The sequence below is a fragment of the Collinsella tanakaei genome (assembly GCF_030373545.1).
GTDB classification, from domain to species: domain Bacteria; phylum Actinomycetota; class Coriobacteriia; order Coriobacteriales; family Coriobacteriaceae; genus Collinsella; species Collinsella tanakaei_C.
In genome coordinates, this window is record NZ_JAUDCO010000004.1 from 48558 (window position 1) to 67183 (window position 18626).

The window sequence follows — 18626 nt, forward strand, 5'->3', positions numbered from 1 at the left end:
CGATCAGCCTCCGATCTGCGACATGAAACGCCCGGCTCCGCCGGTGCGTCCGTGTTCTTTGGGTTTATGCGCGAGCGCCGCGCGGTAGATTTCAATCGCGCGGGCGTCGTCATGCGCGCGCAGGGCTTCGCGCACCGAATACTCGTCGTCCGAGAACAGGCAGGGTCGCAGCGTTCCGTCCGAGGTGAGGCGCAGCCGATTGCAGCGCGCGCAGAAATGGTTGGACATCGCCGAGATGAAGCCCACGGTGCCGGCAGCGTTCGGAAAGCGCCAGTACCGCGCCGGACCTGCGCCGCCCGGGGCATTCGCGGCGGGCTCGAGCGCGCCGATGCCGGCGGCGACGCCCGCTGCGGATATGGTCTGCACAAGCTCTGCCGACGGGACGACGTCGCTTTCGTCCCAAGCCCCGGGGCACACGGAATCAGCCGTCCCGGCCGCGCCGTCGGCCCGTGCGGACCGCGGCAGCGGAGCCGCTCCCATGCCCGGCAGGCAGTGGGGCTCGGCGCCCGCAGCGTGCGACGAGCTGCCGATTGGCATGTACTCGATGAAGCGCACGTGGATGGGGCGGTCCACCGAGAGGCGGGCAAGGCCGAGCACGTTTTGGTGGAGCCGGCGCACGACGACGGTGTTGACCTTGACGGGGGAGAACCCAAAGCCGAGCGCGGCGTCGATGCCAGCGAGCGCCTGCTCGAGGTGACCGGTACGGGTAATCTGGACGAATTGCTCGGGATCGAGGGTGTCCAGCGATATGTTGACACGGTCGAGGCCGGCGTCGCGCAGCGCGGGCGCGAGCGCGGGCAGCAGGGCGCCGTTGGTGGTGAGCGAGATGTCCTCGATCTGCGGTATGGCGCGGATGGCGCGGATGAGCGGGATAAGGCGGCGGGAGACGAGCGGTTCGCCCCCGGTGAGGCGGACGCGGCGGATGCCCTCGCCGGCAGCGAGGCGGATGAAATGCGCCGTCTCCTCCGCGGTGAGCAGCTCGGTGTGATCGCGGGCGGCGACTCCCTCGGGCGGCATGCAGTACACGCAGCGATAGTTGCACTTATCCGTGACGGATACGCGCAGGTACGTTACGCTGCGGCCGAAGCTGTCGTGCTGTGTGGGGGTCGTCAAGGTCCAAACGCCCTTTCGGGTTGAATGATGCTCATCCAAGAATAACACTGATGTCTGAGCGTCCGAGCACACTGTCTTATCAGTTCGGATGGACGGCGCTCCCCGTGTTTGTTTGCAGACGGGAACATCCACGGTGCTGCGCTGCAGGCGCAAGGGTGTAAAAGAGTCTCGACGTGTGGGCGAGTCGCTTCCCTGTTCGTTTTTATTTCGCCCGGCGGCAGGTCGAGGACTCTTTTCTACAGTTTTTTGCGCGTTGTGTACCGCTGGTTTTCGATTCACGGAGAAACGGCATAGGCGGACCGAGGACCCCTTATCTCCAATCTGCGAAAACGCTGGTTGAATAGCTCTCCTACGGTGCCGAAATCAACGAAGCTGAAATTGAGCGGTACATAACGCGCAAAAAACTGTAGAAGACCATTGTGAGTCTGCCTCCAGTCCACTCGTCGTGGCAGCAAGGGCGGCATCGTTCCCGATGGCGGATAATCCGTAAAATGTAAATAGCTATTTGTAAGCAATATGAAAATGATATTATAACTAATAATGAAGTATATTCTTTCACATAAGGCAGCTGTTATCTGGTATATGCGCCATGAGTTTCCCCGTGTACGAGGGGAACGCATGAGCCGCGCATCGGTTGCGGGCGCGTCGGCGCCCGACGCGCCATCCGTCGAGCGTCTTCAGTGGTTCTTGAGTCTAGAGGGCGTTAGGCTCGATTTCCTAGTAGACGATTCCTCCAAGCGTAGGCATTTGAAGAATATGATCACGCACGTTTGCACCGGGGGACTACCCGAGGGCTCGCTGGTTTCCATTCCAAGCTGTTGGGACGAGATTCCTCTATACGTTGTGAGTCCGGAGCTCGCTTTTTTGCAGGTTGCGTGCGGATCGACGCTACAAACGGCTGTCTATACAGGGATGGCGCTCTGCTCCGATTACCGTATCGACGCACTTGCTGATGGCGGAGTAGTTCGACGCGCGCCATCCGATCGCAGGCCTGCCTCTGTGTCGAGCATTGGAAGGTTTCTCGACCGCGCAAAGGGTATGAAGGGGGTTCGTCCGGCGAGAAGAGCGTTGCGTTATGTGGTCGAGCACGCCTTGTCGCCCAAGGAATCGGGACTCGCGATGTTTTACGGCCTGCCGTGTCATTACGGTGGTATGCATATCGGAACCGTAACCCTTAACCCCAGCGTCGAGGTGTATGCGGGTCGCGACATGTTCGGAGAGGTGAAGACCGAGACACGGTATCCCGACATCATGATCTCCGCATTCAACACGAGGACTCGCTATGATGTGGCATTTGACTATGATGCCGATTCCACCCACGGAGGCGACAATAAAGCAGCCAAAGACCGACGCCGCGCAAATGCCATCGCGACGGTGCGAAACCTCGTGCACTTTACGCTCGTTACCTCTGACATCTTAGATTTCGATTATCTGGTACTTATGGGAGAGCGGGCACGAAAGGTACTTAAGCAAAGGCGCAAGCCGAGTCTTAATGTCTCACGCGACAGCGTTGATGGGCGCAAGGCGCTGAGAGAGTACCGGGAGCGGCAGATCGAGCTGTTCGATTCGTTCGTCAGGGGCGTGCGCGATTATTGATGTGCATACAAAAGCGATGCTGCTGTTTCCACGTGAGCCTTGAAGTGTCGGCGGTCGGTTTCGAGGGATGAGCCCGCTTTGTGGAGCTCAGCGGAGCAAGACGGTTGATCAGAATGCATTTCGAGCTTATAGACTTATCTGTCATTGTGTCCAGACATTCCGCCTGGGGATAACGGACGTCGTTTACCGCTAAGTTATATGCGGGCATGGCCGAGCGCGGCAATCCTCAGTTCGATTTCTGCAGATTTATGCAAGGTGTGTACCGCTTCAATTCGGTAGCTGGAAAACCGGAATCGTACAATAATGCGCGAGCTGCGGACTTTTTGCGATTAGATATGGCGTTTGGCAGGGTGGCGGAATATGACGGTACATAACCTGCAAAAAAGTGCAGAAATAGAGTTCGGAGTTGCCGTACGACAACTATCGGCCTTATGGCATCCGCGGTTGCAATCAGTGACATAGCTCGGCGCTGGTGAGAAAGCGTTGCATGGCTTCCGAGTGCTGGTACGTGGACAAGATGTGCTGGTGCCTAATTCGAAAACACCCTCCATTTTCCATCGACTGCGAAGGCTGTGTCCTCACTCCCTATGGCCGACGAACGTTGCATGACGTGTTATCCTGCACGATGATTCAGGGTAGCCCGCGCGACGTATGCGGACGCAAGGCACGAAAGGGGATTCCGCATGGAGAAGATTGCCAGCTTTACGGTAGACCACCTGACGCTCATGCCCGGCGTCTACGTGTCCCGCGTGGACCGCGACCCGCAAAGTGGCGCCGTGGTGACCACGTTTGACCTGCGACTGACCGCACCCAACCGCGAGCCGGTCATGAACACGGCCGAATGCCACACGATCGAGCATTTGGGCGCGACGTTTCTGCGCAACCATCCGACATGGGCGTCCCGTGTGGTCTACTTCGGGCCCATGGGATGCCGTACCGGGTTTTACCTCGTGGTGTTTGGCGAGGTGACCTCCGAGGAAATCTTGCCGCTCGTGCGCGAGCTGTTTGAGTTCGTGCGCGACTACCAGGGCGAGATTCCAGGCGCCGCGCCCGAGGAGTGCGGTAACTATCTCGACCAGAACTTGCCGATGGCGCGGTGGCTCGCCGAGCGCTACCTCACGCGCGATCTCGCCTGCGCCGACGAGGGACGTCTGCATTACTGATCGCCAAAGCGTGCCAGGTATGCACCCGACAGGTTCGTACCCGGCACCATCTTGTCGGTAGCGTGCCGTTGCCGCTGACCCGGCCGAATACACCCACGTGCGGTTTTGAGTGCATTTCGGGTGCTTTGATGCGATAAAGTATCAAGCCGCCATGGTTGCCCTGCGCAGGGGCGGGGCACATGATAAAGGAGTGATTGAGCATGGGTCTGTTCGATATGTTCAAGAAGAAGGACGCTGAGTCTGCGGTTCCCGCCGCGCCCGCGGCCGTCGCCGCCGAGGAGGCTGCCGACGTGCTGTGCGCTCCGGTGAACGGCCGCGTCATCAAGATGGCCGACGTGCCCGACCCGGTCTTTGCCGGCGAGGTCGTCGGCAAGGGCTGCGCCATCTGGCCCGATGACGAGATCGTCTACGCGCCAATTTCGGGCAACGTAACCGTGACCATGGGCCACGCCATCGGCATCACCGCCGACAACGGTGTCGAGGCCCTCGTGCACATCGGCGTGGACACTGTCGATATGGGCGGCAAGGGCTTCACGGGCTACGTGAAGCAGGGCGACACCGTCAAGGCCGGCCAGCCTGTCATCAAGATGAGCCGCGCCGACATCGAGGCCGCCGGTCATCCCGACTGCGTCGTGCTCGCCGTGTCCAACACCGCCGAGTTCGCCGACGTCCAGCTCACTGCCGAGCCCGAGTCCACGGTTGCCGCCGGCGCCGCTGTGGTAAAGGTCGTGCGCTAGGCTTTAGCTGCTATAACGCCATCGAGAATCGATGTGATGGGGCGCGGGTGTCACGGATGGTGTCGCCCGCGCCCTGTTTTTGAAGAGCGCGGGCAGTTTCCACTCGCCCGGCCAAAAGGGACGGTCCCCAATTGCTTGCATACCGGGGTCTCAGTGTAGCGTATAGTGAAACGAGGGCCGCAATGCCCGTTGTGGTTTTCAACGCAGGAGGTATCGCCATGATCAAGTTCCAGCATCTCATCGAAGCCGAAGAGGGCCTGCACGCTCGTCCCGTCGCCGATGTCGCCTTTACGCTCAACAAGTGCTCGAGCGACGTCCAGATCACCTTCAACGGCAAGACCGCCTCGGGCCGTGACCTCATGGAGATGCTCGAGCTCGATGCCAACAAGGGCGACCTGATCGACATCCTGATCGTGGGCGGCAACGAGGAGGAAACCAAAGAGGCGCTTCTCAAGGTTCTGCCGTAAGGAGAGCTTGCCGGGGTTCGTCCCCCAGTTTTCGATGTGCGACGAGGGTGTCGTGGCGATGCGCTGCGGCACCCTCGCGTTGTTTGCAGGTGTGAAGACATCGGGTCAGACGACAATTCCATGTAGCGAGACTTTGGGGTCCTTCCGGAATCAGGGGGCTTTTCGCGATGCAGCGCGTGAAATAACGCCGACCTTGTTTCGCGTGCGCGGCAAGGTGGGCAATTTGTTCAGATATGAAGGTTGACGACAAATTACGGCTGCAATGAACATTAAAAAGACAGCAGCTTAGTTTATGAGTACTGGATAGTGCGACAGAAGGGTCCGCTGAGAGGCCTCAAGACGGCCAAAAGGACAGTATTCGAGGGGTTCGAGCGAGGTCAAGACCTTCATATCTGAACAAATTGTCCCAATCAGACCGTCGCGCCCCGAATCAGCATGGGCGCAGCGGCGCGCCTGGAAGCTGCATGAGACGTCAGGGCCCCAACTGTTTCCATTGCCACTCCATCGCGGTGGAGCGGCACGCTTGCGTATAATGGTGAGCGTTCGACTGATACCACGAAGGGAGTGCCCATGGCGCTCAGCCCTAACGACGTGCGCGGCATCGCGGAATACGCCCGCATCGCGCTCGATGACGGCGAGCTCGAGCAGATGACCGCATACCTCAACGATGCGGTGGACATGCTTGCGCCCGTGCTTGACTACGATTTGCCCGATGTGGAACCCACGTTTCACCCCATCGGCGACCTTGCGAACGTGATGCGCGAGGACGCCGAGCTCGCGGCACGCGACCTGCCGCTCGACGTGGCGCTGGAAAACGCCGCGAGCAGCCGCGACCGGTTCTTCCGCGTGCCCTCGATTCTGGGCGAGGGAGGTGAGCGCTGATGGCGACGAGTTTCGACTCCCTGACCGCCGCGCAGATCGCCACGGGTATCGTTGCGGGGCAGTTCACGGCGCGCGAGGTGGCGACCGCCTCGCTTGACGCCATCGCCGCCCGCGAGGACGCCGTCCAGGCGTTTTTGCAGGTTTCGCCCGAGCTGGCGCTCGCCGCCGCCGACCGCATCGACGCCGCCCGCGCCGCCGGCGAGACCCTGCCGCCGCTTGCGGGCGTGCCGCTGGCGATCAAGGACAACATGAACCTTGTGGGAACGCGCACCACCTGCGCCTCCCGCATGCTCGAGAACTACGAGAGCGTCTACACCGCCACCTGCGTGCAGCGCATGCTCGATGCGGGGTGCATTCCGGTGGGCAAGGCCAACATGGACGAGTTCGCTTTCGGTTCGTCCACCGAGAGCTCGGCGTTTCATCCCACGAACAACCCGTGGGATACGCAGCGCATCCCGGGCGGCTCGTCGGGCGGCTCGGCAGCTGCGGTCGCCGCGGGCGAGGTGCCGCTCGCGCTCGGCTCGGACACCGGCGGCTCGATTCGCCAGCCGGCTGCACTGTGCGGTGTGGTCGGATGCAAGCCGACCTACGGCGCGGTGTCGCGCTACGGCGTGGTCGCCTTCGGCAGCTCGCTCGACCAGGTGGGTCCGTTCGGCCGCACCGTGGAGGACGTAGCGCTCGCCATGAACGCGCTCGTGGGCGCGGGCCACGACCCCTATGACGGCACGAGCCAGGACTGCGCGGTGGATTTCTGTGAGCACCTGGGTGATTCCATCGAGGGCCGCCGCGTGGGTATCATCCCTGCCTTCATGGAGGCCGAGGGGCTGACGGACGAGGTTCGCGACGCGGTCCAGCAGGCCGCTCGTGCGCTCGAGTCGGCCGGTGCCGAGCTCGTCGAGGTCGACCTGCCGCATCTGGACGCCGCTATCGCCGCGTACTACGTCATCGGTCCGGCGGAGGCCTTCTCCAACCTGGCGCGCTTCGACGGCATCCGCTACGGCTACCAGGAGCCTGACTGCCCCAACTTGGATACGCAGAGCTCCCTGTCGCGCGCCCACGGCTTTGGCGACGAGGCCAAGCGCCGCCAGCTGCTCGGCGCCTACCTGCTGTCCAGCGGCGTGTACGACAAGTATTACTACGCTGCGCAGAAGGCCCGTACGCTCATCACGGCCGACTATGCGGCTGCCTACGAGAAGTGCGACGTCATCCTCATGCCGGCTAGCCCGCGGACCGCGTGGCGCCACGGCGAGATCTCCGACCCCACCCAGATGTACCTGTCCGACCTGTATACCATCTCGATCAACATCGTGGGCAACGGCGGCATCTCCGTGCCGTTGGGGCTGGGTGCCACGTCGCACCTGCCGGTGGCCGCGCAGCTCGTGGGCCCCGCCTTCAAGGACCGCACGCTGCTCATGTTCGCTGCCGCGTTGGAGCGCGCTTTCACCGGTGCCGACGGTACGCCCGCGCTCGCCGTTGCGCCTGTTTTTGCCGGGAAGGGGGGTGAGCTGGCATGAAGGAGCTTTCCGAGGTCCTGAAAGATTGGGAGGCCGTGATCGGTCTCGAGATTCACACCGAGCTCACGACGCTCGACACCAAGATGTTCTGCAACTGCAAGCTCTCCCATGACGACGAGCCCAACGCGAACGTCTGCCCGGTGTGTCTCGGCCTGCCGGGCGCGCTGCCGGTGCCCAACAAGCGCGCCATCGAGAGCATCGTGAAGGCCGGTCTTGCCACCAACTGCGAGATTCAGAAGCGCTCGATGTTCTATCGCAAGCACTACTTCTATCCCGATATGGCCAAGAACTTCCAGACCACGCAGGGCCCGGTGGCCTTCTGCATGCACGGTCGTCTGGACCTGGAGGTCACGGGCCGCGGAGCCGCCGAGCGTCCCGACTGCGCGTTCGGCGAGGCCGAGGCCGCGAGCCTCGCGAGTGCGTCGGCGAACGCCGAGGGGCTCTCGACCGCCATGGCTCAGCAGATGCGCACGGGTGGGGAGTCCGCGGGCGCGCTGTCTGCCATGAGCGGATACGATACAGCCAACCTGGCGCTGCCCGAGCGCCACGAGGACGGCTCCTATACCGTGCCCATCCGCATCCTGCGTATCCATATGGAGGAGGACGCGGCCAAGATGGTACATGTGGGCGGCGAGGAGGGCCGTATCGCGGCGGCCAGCGAGTCGCTGATCGACTACAACCGCTGCGGCACGCCGCTTATCGAGCTCGTCACCGAGCCTGACCTGCGCACGCCCGAGGAGGCGCGCCTGTTCATGGAGAAGCTGCGCCGCATCTTCTTGACGCTGGGCATTTCCGACTGCTCCATGGAGCACGGTTCCATGCGCTGCGACGGCAACGTGAGCCTGCGTCGTCGTGGCGAGACGCGCCTCGGCACCAAGACCGAGCTCAAGAATCTGAACTCCTTCAAGGCCCTGCATGACGGCCTTGCCTACGAGATCTGCCGTCAGGCCGAGGTGCTCGAGGAGGGCGGCATCATCTACCAGGAGACACGCCACTGGGAGCCCGGCCGTAAGCGCACCGTGGTCATGCGCGTCAAGGAGACGGCCGACGACTACCGCCTGTTCCCTGATCCCGACCTGGCGCCGTTTGATTTGTCGGACGAGTTCATCGAGCACTGTCGTGCCGAGATTCCCGAGCTGCCCGACGCCAAGCGCGACCGCTACGAGGCGGACTTCGGTATCAAGCGTGCCGATGCCGAGCAGATTGCCGGTGACCCCGAGACCGCGACGTTTTTCGAGGCCTCCGCGGCGGGGCTTTCCGGCAAACCGGCGCAGGCCGTGGCAAACCTTATCGTCAACGAGCTGGCGGCATACCTGAAGGGCGTAGATGGCGGCATCGCGGATTGCGGCATCGCACCGGCGCAGGTGGCGTCGCTTGCCAAGCTGCTCGCCGAGGACGCCATCAGCTCCAACCAGGCGCACGAGGTCTTCGGCCTCATGGCCGAAAGCGGCGAGGATCCCGAGAAGATCGTCGATGAGCACGGTATGCGCCAGGTGAGCGACGCCGGCGCGCTGCAGCCCATCGTGGACGACGTGCTCGCGTGCTGCGCCGATCAGGCCCAGCAGTACCGCGACGGCAACCAGAAGGTGCTCGGCTTTTTGGTAGGCCAGTGCATGAAGGCGAGCCGTGGCCAGGGCAACCCCAAGCTGTTCAACGAGCTGCTCAGGAAGAGCCTGTCGTAGTCAGCGACCTACCCTATAAGAAGAAGGCGGCAGCGTACCCGGTGGGCGCGCTGTCGCCTTTGTGCATTTGTATGTAGGTGCGCACGGTCGCGTGCGCGTGGCCATATGGCCTAGAGGGTCTCCACCGCGGCCTTGACGGCGCGGATCTCGGCCATGCGCGCTGCAGCCTCAAGGTTGCCGTCGCGCTCGATGGCGGCGAGCGAACGATACATCCAGGCGTTGACGTTCGGGTTGGTGTCGGTCTTGGGCTTCATGGCGATGGCGAGGTGCTTGAGCTCGTCGAGCAGCTGCGTCTTGATGCCACCGAGCTCGAGGACGTTGGCGATATCGTGAGCGGGGACGCCGCGCTTCTCGCTCACGTGGTCGATGAGGCCGGTGACCGAGGAGACCTGCTCGCTGCGCTGGTCATCGGTGAGGGAATCGTCGAGGGCGGCAAGGCCGTTGATGACCACGGATGCGGGGTGGCCGCAGGGAACGAAGTCGTCGATCTGGTCCATGGCCTGCGTAATCGTAGCGCCGAGGCCGACGAGGGCACCGGCGAGCTGAGCGTTCTGCGTGTTCATGAGTAACCTCCTTGTGAGGGCAACCATAACGTTGGAAGCACCTTAGCGACTGGTGCGTCCGCTCGGCAAGACTTTGTGGCGTTTCTCCATGTGTGTGAAGATACGCTGAAACGGCCAAAACAACTTACTGTTGCTAAAACCGCTGCTAGAAGCCAAAGAATGTGAAATCGATACCATCTACCGTTCGCCGATTAAACATATACGCCTACCTGATGTGTTCATCTTCCAATCTGCAGGCAACATGCAGAAATGCTACATGCCGCCGTGCACAATGCGATGTTGCCGACCGACATGCGCGCCCGAAGACCTCCTGTCACATCAAGCCGTTGCGAACGACAGCCCGACGGGTATGACGCCTCCATTGGAGGCAATGGACGCCCCTGACGGTCTCGAACACTCCGCTCTGATGACCGTGCATATTCCTGCGTATCATCGCAGGGAAGCAGCGCAGTGGTGCATAAAAAACGGAAACGGTACACCGCGAAATACATGCGCACCTTCTGGGGCGCGATTTTTCGGTGCCCTTTGCCACCTATGGCTATACACCTCGATAACGCCGCAGGAAACAACTGGGGTTTTGCGAAGGGTCTTTGGCCGATGGGAGAATCGCACCGAAAAATCGCGCCCTGGAGCTATACATGGTTTTCTGGCATATCCAGCCGTCAGGTTGACCGTTGTGGCGAGTGCATTTCGATCGGGGATCGGCACTCCGTTCGGCAAAAGAGATGCGTGCGAAGCAGCAAGCGCCGCATCCGCATGGGAACGTGTAGCGGGGTGCGAACCCGCGTATCCGCTGCGCGGATTCGCACCCGCTGCGGCGGCTTCGCCGCCTTGCGCGCTGCGCTGAAAAGACGCTTACGCGCTTTTTCAGCTTCGCGCCCCGCTCGGAGTTCGATTCTCCGCGGGCTTGCCCTCAGAAAATAAAAAAGCAGGTAGATAGTGCTATCTACCTGCTCGTTCCTTGTGGTGGAGGCGCGGAGAATCGAACTCCGGTCCACGAAAGCCCCCTGATTGGCATCTCCAGGCTCAGTCGCTGATTTAGTCTCGGATGCGTTGCGCGCAGCGACACGCTCGCGGCATCCTAACCGGTTCGATCTTAGCCCGCGCCATACCGGTTACGTGCGCGGGAGCATTCCCCTCAAATGACATCGGGCCCGGGTCGGGGAATCTCCCGGACGCGACGTGCCGCTATTTAACTAAGCAGCAAGAGCCAGCTGGGGCTCGTAAGAAGAATTCTTGTCAATTCATTTTGACGGTACCCCTGTTTAACGTGGCGAGGAGACCACGGCCTGCTTCCTCTCTCAGAGCTATCGCGTCGAAACCAGTCGCCCCCTCATGCAAAAGGACACCGGGCGGCAAAGCCGCTCGACGTGTCAAAGAACGTACGACCGAAGGGCCGTGGGCTAGGTATTCTACCACGTTCCGGGCGCATTTATACGGTTGTGTTCCGATGGGCTCGAGCCTTAAGCGACTCGGCGCCGTCCCGCTTGCACGTTTGCGGGTTTGCGGCAGCGCTCTTTGTGGTAGAAGAGCAGAAGATGATAAGTCGTGCAGAAAGAAGGCGTCGCATGGATCAGCGGGCTGAAAACGCGGGCAAGACGGCAATCGTGCTCGAGGGAGGCAGCTTTCGCGGACAGTTTACCGCCGGCGTGCTCGACGTGCTCATGGAGCACGGCATACAGCCCGATGCCTGCTATGGCGTATCGGCGGGCGTGCTTAACGCGTTGAGCTACAAGTCGCATCAGATTGGTCGCCCCAACCGCGTGAACCTCGCCTTTTGCAACGATGACCGCTATATGGGTGCCAAGTCGTTCGCACGCAGCGGCAGCTTCATCGGCTACGACTTCATGCTCAACGACGTGCAGGATCGACTCGATCCATTCGACAACGACGCTTACCTGGCGAACCCTATGCCCTTGGTCGCGGTGGCGACTGACATCGTGTTTGGCACCGCGGCGTATCTTGAGGTGAAAAACGCCGTGCTCGACATCGATGTCGTGCGGGCGTCCACCTCCCTTCCGCTCATGGCGCCCCCGGTCGAAATCGATGGCCACCTGTATCTCGATGGCGGCGTCGCCGACTCGGTTCCCGTCGAGCACGTCCTTGAGCAGGCAGGGTACGACCGTGCCGTTGTGGTCCTCACACAGCATCGTTCCTATAAAAAGGGCCCTTACGAACTCATGCCTGCCGCCCGTGCGCGCTACAGCGAGTACCCGTATCTGCTCGAGGCGATCGCGGATCGCCATGAACGCTACAACGAGCAGCGCGAGCACATTTGGAATTACGAGAGCGAAGGCCGGGTGCTCGTGCTTGCCCCGCCGCGTCCCGTCGAGGTTGGCCATATCGAACACGATACCGCCAAGCTGCTCGACCTCTACATCCAAGGTCGTCAGGAGTGCATGCGCCGTCTGGACGATATCGTTTCGTTCCTCGGGTAGCGCGGTCTCGCGGTTCAGCGGATGGCCCGACAAAGGCGGCCAAAAGCGGCATCTCCGCCTTTGGCCGCTCGACATGTGCAGAAACTCTGGGAGAATGCAAAAGCCGCATTGACCCCGTCGGCGGCCGCGCTATAATTCTTCAGTCATTTGCAGAGCCCCGTGAATCTCTGTTAAGACACACGTACTGTACATGGAGGAGTCAAGTGATTCAGAAGTCGACTCACTACGCCAAGCAGGGCGAGGTTGCCCGCAACTGGGTCCTCGTCGATGCCGAGGGTGCTGTCCTGGGCCGTCTCGCCACTCAGGTCGCTATGATCCTGCGCGGCAAGAACAAGCCCCAGTTCACCCCGAACTCTGACTGCGGTGACTTTGTGGTGGTCATCAACGCCGATAAGGTCCAGCTTACCGGCAACAAGGCCGACCAGAAGGTCTACTACCGTCACAGCGGCTACAATGGCGGCCTCAAGGCCGAGAGCTTCCGCCAGGCCATGGCGAAGCATCCCGAGCAGGTCATCGAGCGCGCCGTCCGCGGCATGCTCCCCAAGACCACGCTCGGCCGTGCTCAGCTCAAGAAGCTCAAGGTTTATGCGGGTCCCGAGCATCCGCATGCTGCCCAGAACCCCGTCAAGATTGAGCTGGAGGCTTAAAGATGGCTGAGAACACCGTTGTTTACTACGGCACCGGCCGTCGCAAGAACGCCGTTGCCCGCGTCCGCATCGTCCCCGGCACCGGCAAGGTGACCGTCAACAAGCGCGACGCTGCTGAGTATTTCGGCCGCAAGCAGCTGGTCGAGAACGCTCTCGCTCCCTTCAAGGTGACCGACACCGCCGGCACCTTCGACGTCATCGCCCTGTGCGACGGCGGCGGCATCACCGGTCAGGCTGGCGCCCTGCGCCTGGGCATCGCCCGCGCGCTGCTCAACGCCGGCGACTACCGTGCCGACCTCAAGCGCGCCGGGTTCCTCACCCGTGACGCCCGCGTGGTCGAGCGCAAGAAGTACGGCCTCAAGAAGGCCCGTCGCGCTCCTCAGTTCTCCAAGCGCTAATCGCTTCCGGACTCTTTTCGAACGCGCAAGCGGGGCCTGCCACTTTGGCGGGCCCCGCTTTTGTATTTCGTACGTTAAAGGGCCTTCTCGTGGCGTTCCGACACGCTGGGATTCCCAAGAACCTTGCATCGGCGAGACGCGAATGGGACAAAAACGACAGCGCCGCCCGCGCGCTGATGCGGTACGATTGTTGCGGGGATTCTTCTGCACGGTACAACAAGGAGGATCATGTTCAGCAGGTTTCTCAAGTCGTTTGGCTTGCGGAGGCGCAGCAACGTCTTGCTGTCGCCCATCGCGGGCAAGGTCATCCCTTTGTCTGAGGTCAACGACCAGACATTTGCTGCGGGTCTTTTGGGCCAGGGTGTCGCCATCGAGCCTTCGGGCAATAAGGTCGTGGCGCCGTCCGATTCAAAGATCGAGGCGATCTTTCCCACCGGCCATGCGCTCGCGCTCCATACGCAAGAGGGCATGGATGTCTTGATTCATATCGGTTTGGACACGGTCAAGCTCGACGGCAAGTATTTCAACGTCAAGGCGTCTGTCGGGCAGGTCGTCAAGAAGGGCGACGTGCTGATCGAGTTCGATCGCGAAGCCATCGAGCGCGAGGGCTTCGATGTGACAGCCCCCATTCTTATCTGCAATTCCGTTGAGTTTGCAAGCATCAAGGGTAACGTCGGCGATACCGTGTCCGAGCTCGATCAACTCATCACGGCACGCGAACGATAAGGGTTTTAGGCGGCCTTTTCGCATGATGCGAAGGGGCCGTTTGTATTGGAGATCGGAGAAGGAAAGAGGTCCAACATGATTTCCATCGTGAGGGCGCGCGACTACGACGACATGAGCCGCAAAGTTGCCAACATCATCTCGGCTCAGGTGATCCTGAAGCCGAACTGCGTGCTCGGCCTTGCGACGGGCTCGACGCCCATCGGTGCCTATCAGCAGCTCGTCGAGTGGTACAACAAGGGCGATATCGATTTCTCCCGCGTTGTGAGCTACAACTTGGACGAGTATCGCGGCCTTGCCGGCGATGACCCCCAGAGCTATCGCTACTTCATGGACCACAACCTGTTCGATCACGTGAACATCGACAAGGCCAACACCCATGTGCCCGACGGCATGGCCGAGGACTACGAGGCAGCTTGCGCAGCCTACGACGAGGCCGTCGCCGCCGCGGGTTATCCGGACCTGCAGCTGCTCGGCATCGGCAACAACGGCCACATCGGCTTCAACGAGCCCGATGACCACTTCTCCAAGGGCACGCACTGCGTCGATCTGACCGAGTCGACCATCCAGGCCAACAGCCGCCTGTTCGACAGCATCGACGACGTGCCCCGTCAGGCGTTCAGCATGGGCGTGCAGACCATCATGTTCGCCAAGATGATCCTTGTTGCGGCCAACGGCGAGAAGAAGGCTCAGGCCGTGCACGACATGTGCTTCGGCCCGGTGACGCCGACCTGCCCCGCCTCCATCCTGCAGCTTCACCCCAATACGGTGCTCGTTGCCGATGAGGCTGCTCTGTCGCTGTGTGGCGACGAGCTCAAGTAGCGCATCTCGCATACGCATATCGAGCTGCTTGCGCCCCGCATCGCGGGGCGCTTTTTTTATGCGTTGCATTTCGTCTGCTTTTTGCGTGCTGGCCTCGGTTTTCCACCGTTCGCACTGCGCCCCGACACATTGTCAACGGTCTTCCGGATGGGCCCGACCGTGCACACATACGCCATTGAGCACCTTCGAAAATCAGAAAACATTACGAAGTAAAAATAGAATATATGTGAATCGGTGTAAATAAAGAGATTGAAGCGCTTCATATGAAAGACAACATGTAACGCTATTTCAGTTTTGCACAAAACGCATCGTGCTATGTCGATGTACGCGGCGAATCGAATGCAGTGGGAAGACGGCCCGACAGAATCCTGACAGGTATCACATGTCCATCCGACAAGATGGGCGTGGAGCGAGAAAAAGCCACGGGGCCGCAGCGTCGCGCCGCATATGGTGAAAAGGACCGAAAGGGATCGGAGGGAAGATGGCGTATACGGGGCAGAGCGCTGAATCATCGAAGGACGCGCGCGATATGGCCGACCATGAGAAGGCTGCCATGGGAGCATATGCGGGACTCATCGTGAAACGGGACAGGCTGTTGCATGAGCTTGCCGAGAAGGGTCGTTCCGCAGGAATCACGGTGGTGAGCGCGCCGAAGGGATACGGCAAAACGGCGCTGGTGCTTCAGTATGCGTCGATCGTGCAGGCCGATCCCGCCCGAGGAGGCGCGCGGGTGGTCGATGGCGAGGGGCTTGGCCGCGAGGGGTTCGCCAGCCTGTTTGATGAGCTTGAGCAGGCTGCCGTACCGGGAGTTCGACCGTTGCTTGCCATCGACGGCCTTCCGCGTCTTGACCGGGAGGCGGCGGAGTGGATGGTAAAGCGGCTTCGCGCGCTGCGCGAACAGGGATATGAAGTCATCGTGACATGCATGCCGTCCAATAGGCAGTTTCTATCTCTCCTCGGCGATTCGGCGAAGATTTCGTCTCGTGCCCTTGCCGTCCACCCGCGGGAGTACTCGGAATGGGTCAAGGTGTTCACCATAGCGAGCGGTCTCGATGTGTACGAGCTCACCCAGGGGATCCCGGCTCTCGTGGCGCTGCTTTGCATGGCGTCGGGGCGCAAGGCGAGCTCGGATGCGCTGGAAGCGGGGATCGTGGAGGTCCATGAGGGCGTATTGGGGGAATTGCGGCGCGAGCGCGATACGCTCTACCGCATCGTCTGCATGATGCTGCTGATGGAGCGTGGGCGGCTCGATGATCTTGAGCGGTGCGGCATGCGCGTCCAGCGCGAGACCGTGGCGCGCCTGGCGCGCGATTATCCGCTGTTTGGATTGGACACATCCGATCGCTCGTTTGCGTGCTTGGGGAGGGAAGGGAAGGCCTCTGCGCGCATCCGCAGGGATATTGCTGCCAGACGCCCTGCCTTTGCGGGGCAGGCGATTCGGGTTCTTATGCGCTGCGGTCGCGTCGACGATGCGGTCGAGCTCTGTCGTCTGGTCATGGATGCCGAGCAGACCGCGCTGCTCATCGCGCAGTTTCCCACGCGCTTTGCGCTTGCGGGCCATGCGTCCTTTATCTTCTCTGCGCTTTCGGAAGGGGAGACGGTCGTCTCGTCGGGCGTGGACGCCTGCGCTTTGCTCGCGCTCTATGTGGCGGCGTTGACGGCGGGAAACTACCGCATGGCCCGCTCGTGCGCCACGGAGTTGCGACGAAGGGCGGATGAGATATGCGAGCAGATCGATGCTTGCGATTGGGACTGCGCGTGTGCGATGCAGCAGGTGTGGGGCTCGTGTACGGGAATTGATCTGCCTGAGATGCCGGCGGATTTCGTCGGTCGCCAGACGAGTCGCGAGGCGGAGGCCCTGAGGCTTCACGCGCGCGTATACGCAGAGCTCGTGGGCGGCGGCGGGAGCCCGCGATGGGACGGGGATGTCGAGGCGGCCGCAAGTTTGGCGGATAATAGAATCGACATACCGGGCGTTCTGCTGAAATGCGATCGGCTGCTCGAGCTCGCGCTGCACGGGGAGGGCGCCTCGCAGCAAGAGATCGAGGAGCTTGAGGGCATGGTGGAGGAGCTCGTGCGCAGGCGCTTGATCGCCATAGCCGCACGCGTGCGCATGACCGTGAACACGTGCCGGTTCTACTGCAGTCTGCCGATCATCGACGAGCGCGGTTTCGTGGACGCCGGCACCATCGCCGTGCGCGAAGCTGATCTGTCGACCCAGCTGTATTGCCTGGCTGCCGAAGGATGGCAGTCTCTGGCCGTCGGCCAAGCGTCAAACGCACGTTTTCGAGGTCAGCAGGTCACGAAGCTCGCGGTACCCGAGAACCGGTTTCTGCGCGCGTGGGGCTTGCTCCTTGAGTGCTCAGCGCATCTGCGCGAGACCTCGCGCGTGCGTGCCAGGCAGGAGGCGGAGGCGCTCGATTTGACGCAGGGAGGTGATGATGCGGGCTCGGCGTGGGCGACTGCGCTGCGTCTTGCCGCCGCGCGCTTTGACGCGGAACTGGCGGCGTGGTACTCGCTCAACAAGACGGTGATGGTCGATCCGCGTATCGCGCCCATTGTCCGACGGGCAGCGGAGCTCGTCGGATCGAAATGCGAATCGATCGCGCCGTTTCTTACGCCTGCCCATGACGATGGCCGCGCTTCCGACAGGAGGTCGGACGAGCGAGCGGAGACGCTTCGCGAGATCGTTACGGGGCTTCCTTCGGAGCATGCGGGCGAGGTCGTGATTAACCTGTTTGGCGGGTTTCATGCCGAGCGAAACGGACATGTGCTGACCGATGGGTCATGGAGGCGCAAGAAGGCGAGCGTGATCGCCGCGAGGCTTGCCTTGAATCTGGGGTCGTTCGTAAGCCGTCGGGCGATTATCGATGAGCTGTGGCCGGATGCCAAGTATTCAAGTGGACGGGAAAGCCTGTACGTGACTCTCTCGGCGTTGCGCACGGCGCTCGGGCAGCGCGCGGGCGGTCCTCAGTACCTGTTGACGCAAGGCGATGGATTGGCGCTCAACGCGGAGTACGTCTATGCAGATGTGCGCAGCTTTGACCTGCTTGCCCGCGGAATCCTTTTGCGCAGCGAGGAGACTTCTGCGCAGCAGGTGGTGGAGCTTTGCCTCAAACTGGAAGAGCTCTATGCGGGCCCGCTGTACGTACCCGACCGTGGGGATACCGCGTACTTCACGCGTATGCGAGCCCTGTTTGCATCTCGGTTTGCCGACTGCATGGCGAAAGGTATCGACGCCGCACTGGAGCTCGACAACCTTTCCTGCGCGGCATGGCTCGTGGAGGCCGCGCTGCGCCATGTGCCCGCCCGCGAGGATCTGATCAGGCGCGCGATGGAGGTCTACGATCGCTGTGGGCGCAGAAGGGAGGTGGTGACCCTCTACAACAGCCATCTGCACTATCTACAGCACGAGGTCAACGCGCTTCCTGAGGCGGAGACGCGGGCGCTGTACGAGCGAATCGTGAACAGATCGAAAGCGCCGCTGCTGATATAGGTTGACTAGACGAGCTTGATCTTCTGGATGTCCTTGCGCGAGCTTTCGCGATACAGCGCAAAGCGGCGGCCGATGACCTGTACAACCTCGGCAGACGTGAGCTCGGCGAGCTGCTCGGCCGCCTCGCGGCACGTGAGGTCGGAGCCGTCCTGGACGGAGCACTTGATGAGCTCGTGGGCCTCCAGGGCCTCCTCGGCCTGCGAGACCACGCCGCCGTTGACGTCGCCGCGTCCGATGTAGACGATGGGGTCCAGGTGATGAGCGAGGCTGCGGAGCTGACGGACCTGCTTGCCGGTGAGTGCCATGAAGAGGGGCCTTCTTTCTTGTACGCGATGATGTAGCTGGTACACGATATAGCACGATGCGCACAAGTGCCAGACCTCCG

At 61.6% G+C, this 18626-nt stretch carries 16 protein-coding genes and 1 other RNA gene; 13 read left to right on the forward strand and 4 right to left on the reverse strand.

The window, feature by feature from the left end:
- Positions 1-3: 3 nt before the first annotated feature.
- Positions 4-1113, reverse strand: coding sequence for a GTP 3',8-cyclase MoaA (locus QUW00_RS04340; protein ID WP_289613172.1), 1110 nt, complete (start codon positions 1111-1113; stop codon positions 4-6).
- A gap of 618 nt (positions 1114-1731) precedes the next feature.
- Here QUW00_RS04340 and QUW00_RS04345 point away from each other — a divergent pair.
- From QUW00_RS04345 to gatB, 7 genes are all read left to right on the forward strand, one after another.
- Positions 1732-2709 carry a hypothetical protein gene (locus tag QUW00_RS04345; protein WP_289613173.1) on the forward strand — a complete coding sequence of 326 codons (978 nt, stop codon included), beginning with the start codon at positions 1732-1734 and terminating at the stop codon, positions 2707-2709.
- Between the two features lie 683 nt (positions 2710-3392).
- A complete protein-coding gene (locus QUW00_RS04350; RefSeq protein ID WP_289613174.1) occupies positions 3393-3872 on the forward strand; it encodes an S-ribosylhomocysteine lyase in 480 nt (159 codons plus the stop codon).
- Between the two features lie 200 nt (positions 3873-4072).
- Positions 4073-4609, forward strand: coding sequence for a PTS sugar transporter subunit IIA (locus QUW00_RS04355; RefSeq protein WP_289613175.1), 537 nt, complete (start codon positions 4073-4075; stop codon positions 4607-4609).
- 218 nt (positions 4610-4827) lie between these two features.
- Complete coding sequence (locus QUW00_RS04360) at positions 4828-5076, forward strand: HPr family phosphocarrier protein (protein WP_289613176.1); 249 nt, start codon at positions 4828-4830, stop codon at positions 5074-5076.
- Positions 5077-5646: 570 nt separating this feature from the next.
- Positions 5647-5958: an Asp-tRNA(Asn)/Glu-tRNA(Gln) amidotransferase subunit GatC gene (gatC, locus tag QUW00_RS04365; protein WP_289613177.1), complete on the forward strand. Its 312-nt coding sequence runs from the start codon at positions 5647-5649 to the stop codon at positions 5956-5958.
- Positions 5958-7472 carry an Asp-tRNA(Asn)/Glu-tRNA(Gln) amidotransferase subunit GatA gene (gatA, locus tag QUW00_RS04370; RefSeq protein WP_289613178.1) on the forward strand — a complete coding sequence of 505 codons (1515 nt, stop codon included), beginning with the start codon at positions 5958-5960 and terminating at the stop codon, positions 7470-7472. Before gatC ends, gatA begins: the two co-directional genes overlap by 1 nt.
- Complete coding sequence (gatB, locus tag QUW00_RS04375) at positions 7469-9154, forward strand: Asp-tRNA(Asn)/Glu-tRNA(Gln) amidotransferase subunit GatB (protein WP_289613179.1); 1686 nt, start codon at positions 7469-7471, stop codon at positions 9152-9154. Before gatA ends, gatB begins: the two co-directional genes overlap by 4 nt.
- A 110-nt stretch (positions 9155-9264) precedes the next feature.
- Here the strand turns inward: gatB and QUW00_RS04380 are convergent, their stop codons facing one another.
- On the reverse strand, positions 9265-9717 hold the full coding sequence (locus QUW00_RS04380; RefSeq protein WP_289613180.1) for a hypothetical protein: 453 nt from the start codon (positions 9715-9717) through the stop codon (positions 9265-9267).
- 964 nt (positions 9718-10681) lie between these two features.
- Positions 10682-11050, reverse strand: a transfer-messenger RNA (tmRNA) gene (ssrA, locus tag QUW00_RS04385).
- A gap of 235 nt (positions 11051-11285) precedes the next feature.
- Between ssrA and QUW00_RS04390 the strand changes: the two genes are divergently transcribed.
- The 6 genes from QUW00_RS04390 (at position 11286) to QUW00_RS04415 (ending at position 18241) form a co-directional block, all read left to right on the forward strand.
- Entirely contained in the window at positions 11286-12155 is an 870-nt protein-coding gene (locus tag QUW00_RS04390; RefSeq protein ID WP_289613181.1) for a patatin-like phospholipase family protein, read from the forward strand.
- A 203-nt stretch (positions 12156-12358) separates the two neighbouring features.
- Entirely contained in the window at positions 12359-12802 is a 444-nt protein-coding gene (gene rplM, locus QUW00_RS04395; protein ID WP_235421936.1) for a 50S ribosomal protein L13, read from the forward strand.
- A 2-nt stretch (positions 12803-12804) separates the two neighbouring features.
- Positions 12805-13200, forward strand: a complete 396-nt coding sequence (gene rpsI, locus QUW00_RS04400) for a 30S ribosomal protein S9 (RefSeq protein ID WP_289613182.1) — start codon at positions 12805-12807, stop codon at positions 13198-13200.
- A gap of 228 nt (positions 13201-13428) precedes the next feature.
- Positions 13429-13926, forward strand: a complete 498-nt coding sequence (locus QUW00_RS04405; protein WP_289613183.1) for a PTS sugar transporter subunit IIA — start codon at positions 13429-13431, stop codon at positions 13924-13926.
- Between the two features lie 75 nt (positions 13927-14001).
- A complete protein-coding gene (gene nagB, locus QUW00_RS04410; protein WP_436232153.1) occupies positions 14002-14745 on the forward strand; it encodes a glucosamine-6-phosphate deaminase in 744 nt (247 codons plus the stop codon).
- A gap of 529 nt (positions 14746-15274) precedes the next feature.
- A complete protein-coding gene (locus tag QUW00_RS04415) occupies positions 15275-18241 on the forward strand; it encodes an AfsR/SARP family transcriptional regulator (protein WP_289613184.1) in 2967 nt (988 codons plus the stop codon).
- A 5-nt stretch (positions 18242-18246) separates the two neighbouring features.
- Here the strand turns inward: QUW00_RS04415 and yhbY are convergent, their stop codons facing one another.
- Positions 18247-18546 carry a ribosome assembly RNA-binding protein YhbY gene (yhbY, locus tag QUW00_RS04420; RefSeq protein WP_289613185.1) on the reverse strand — a complete coding sequence of 100 codons (300 nt, stop codon included), beginning with the start codon at positions 18544-18546 and terminating at the stop codon, positions 18247-18249.
- Positions 18547-18626: the final 80 nt, after the last annotated feature.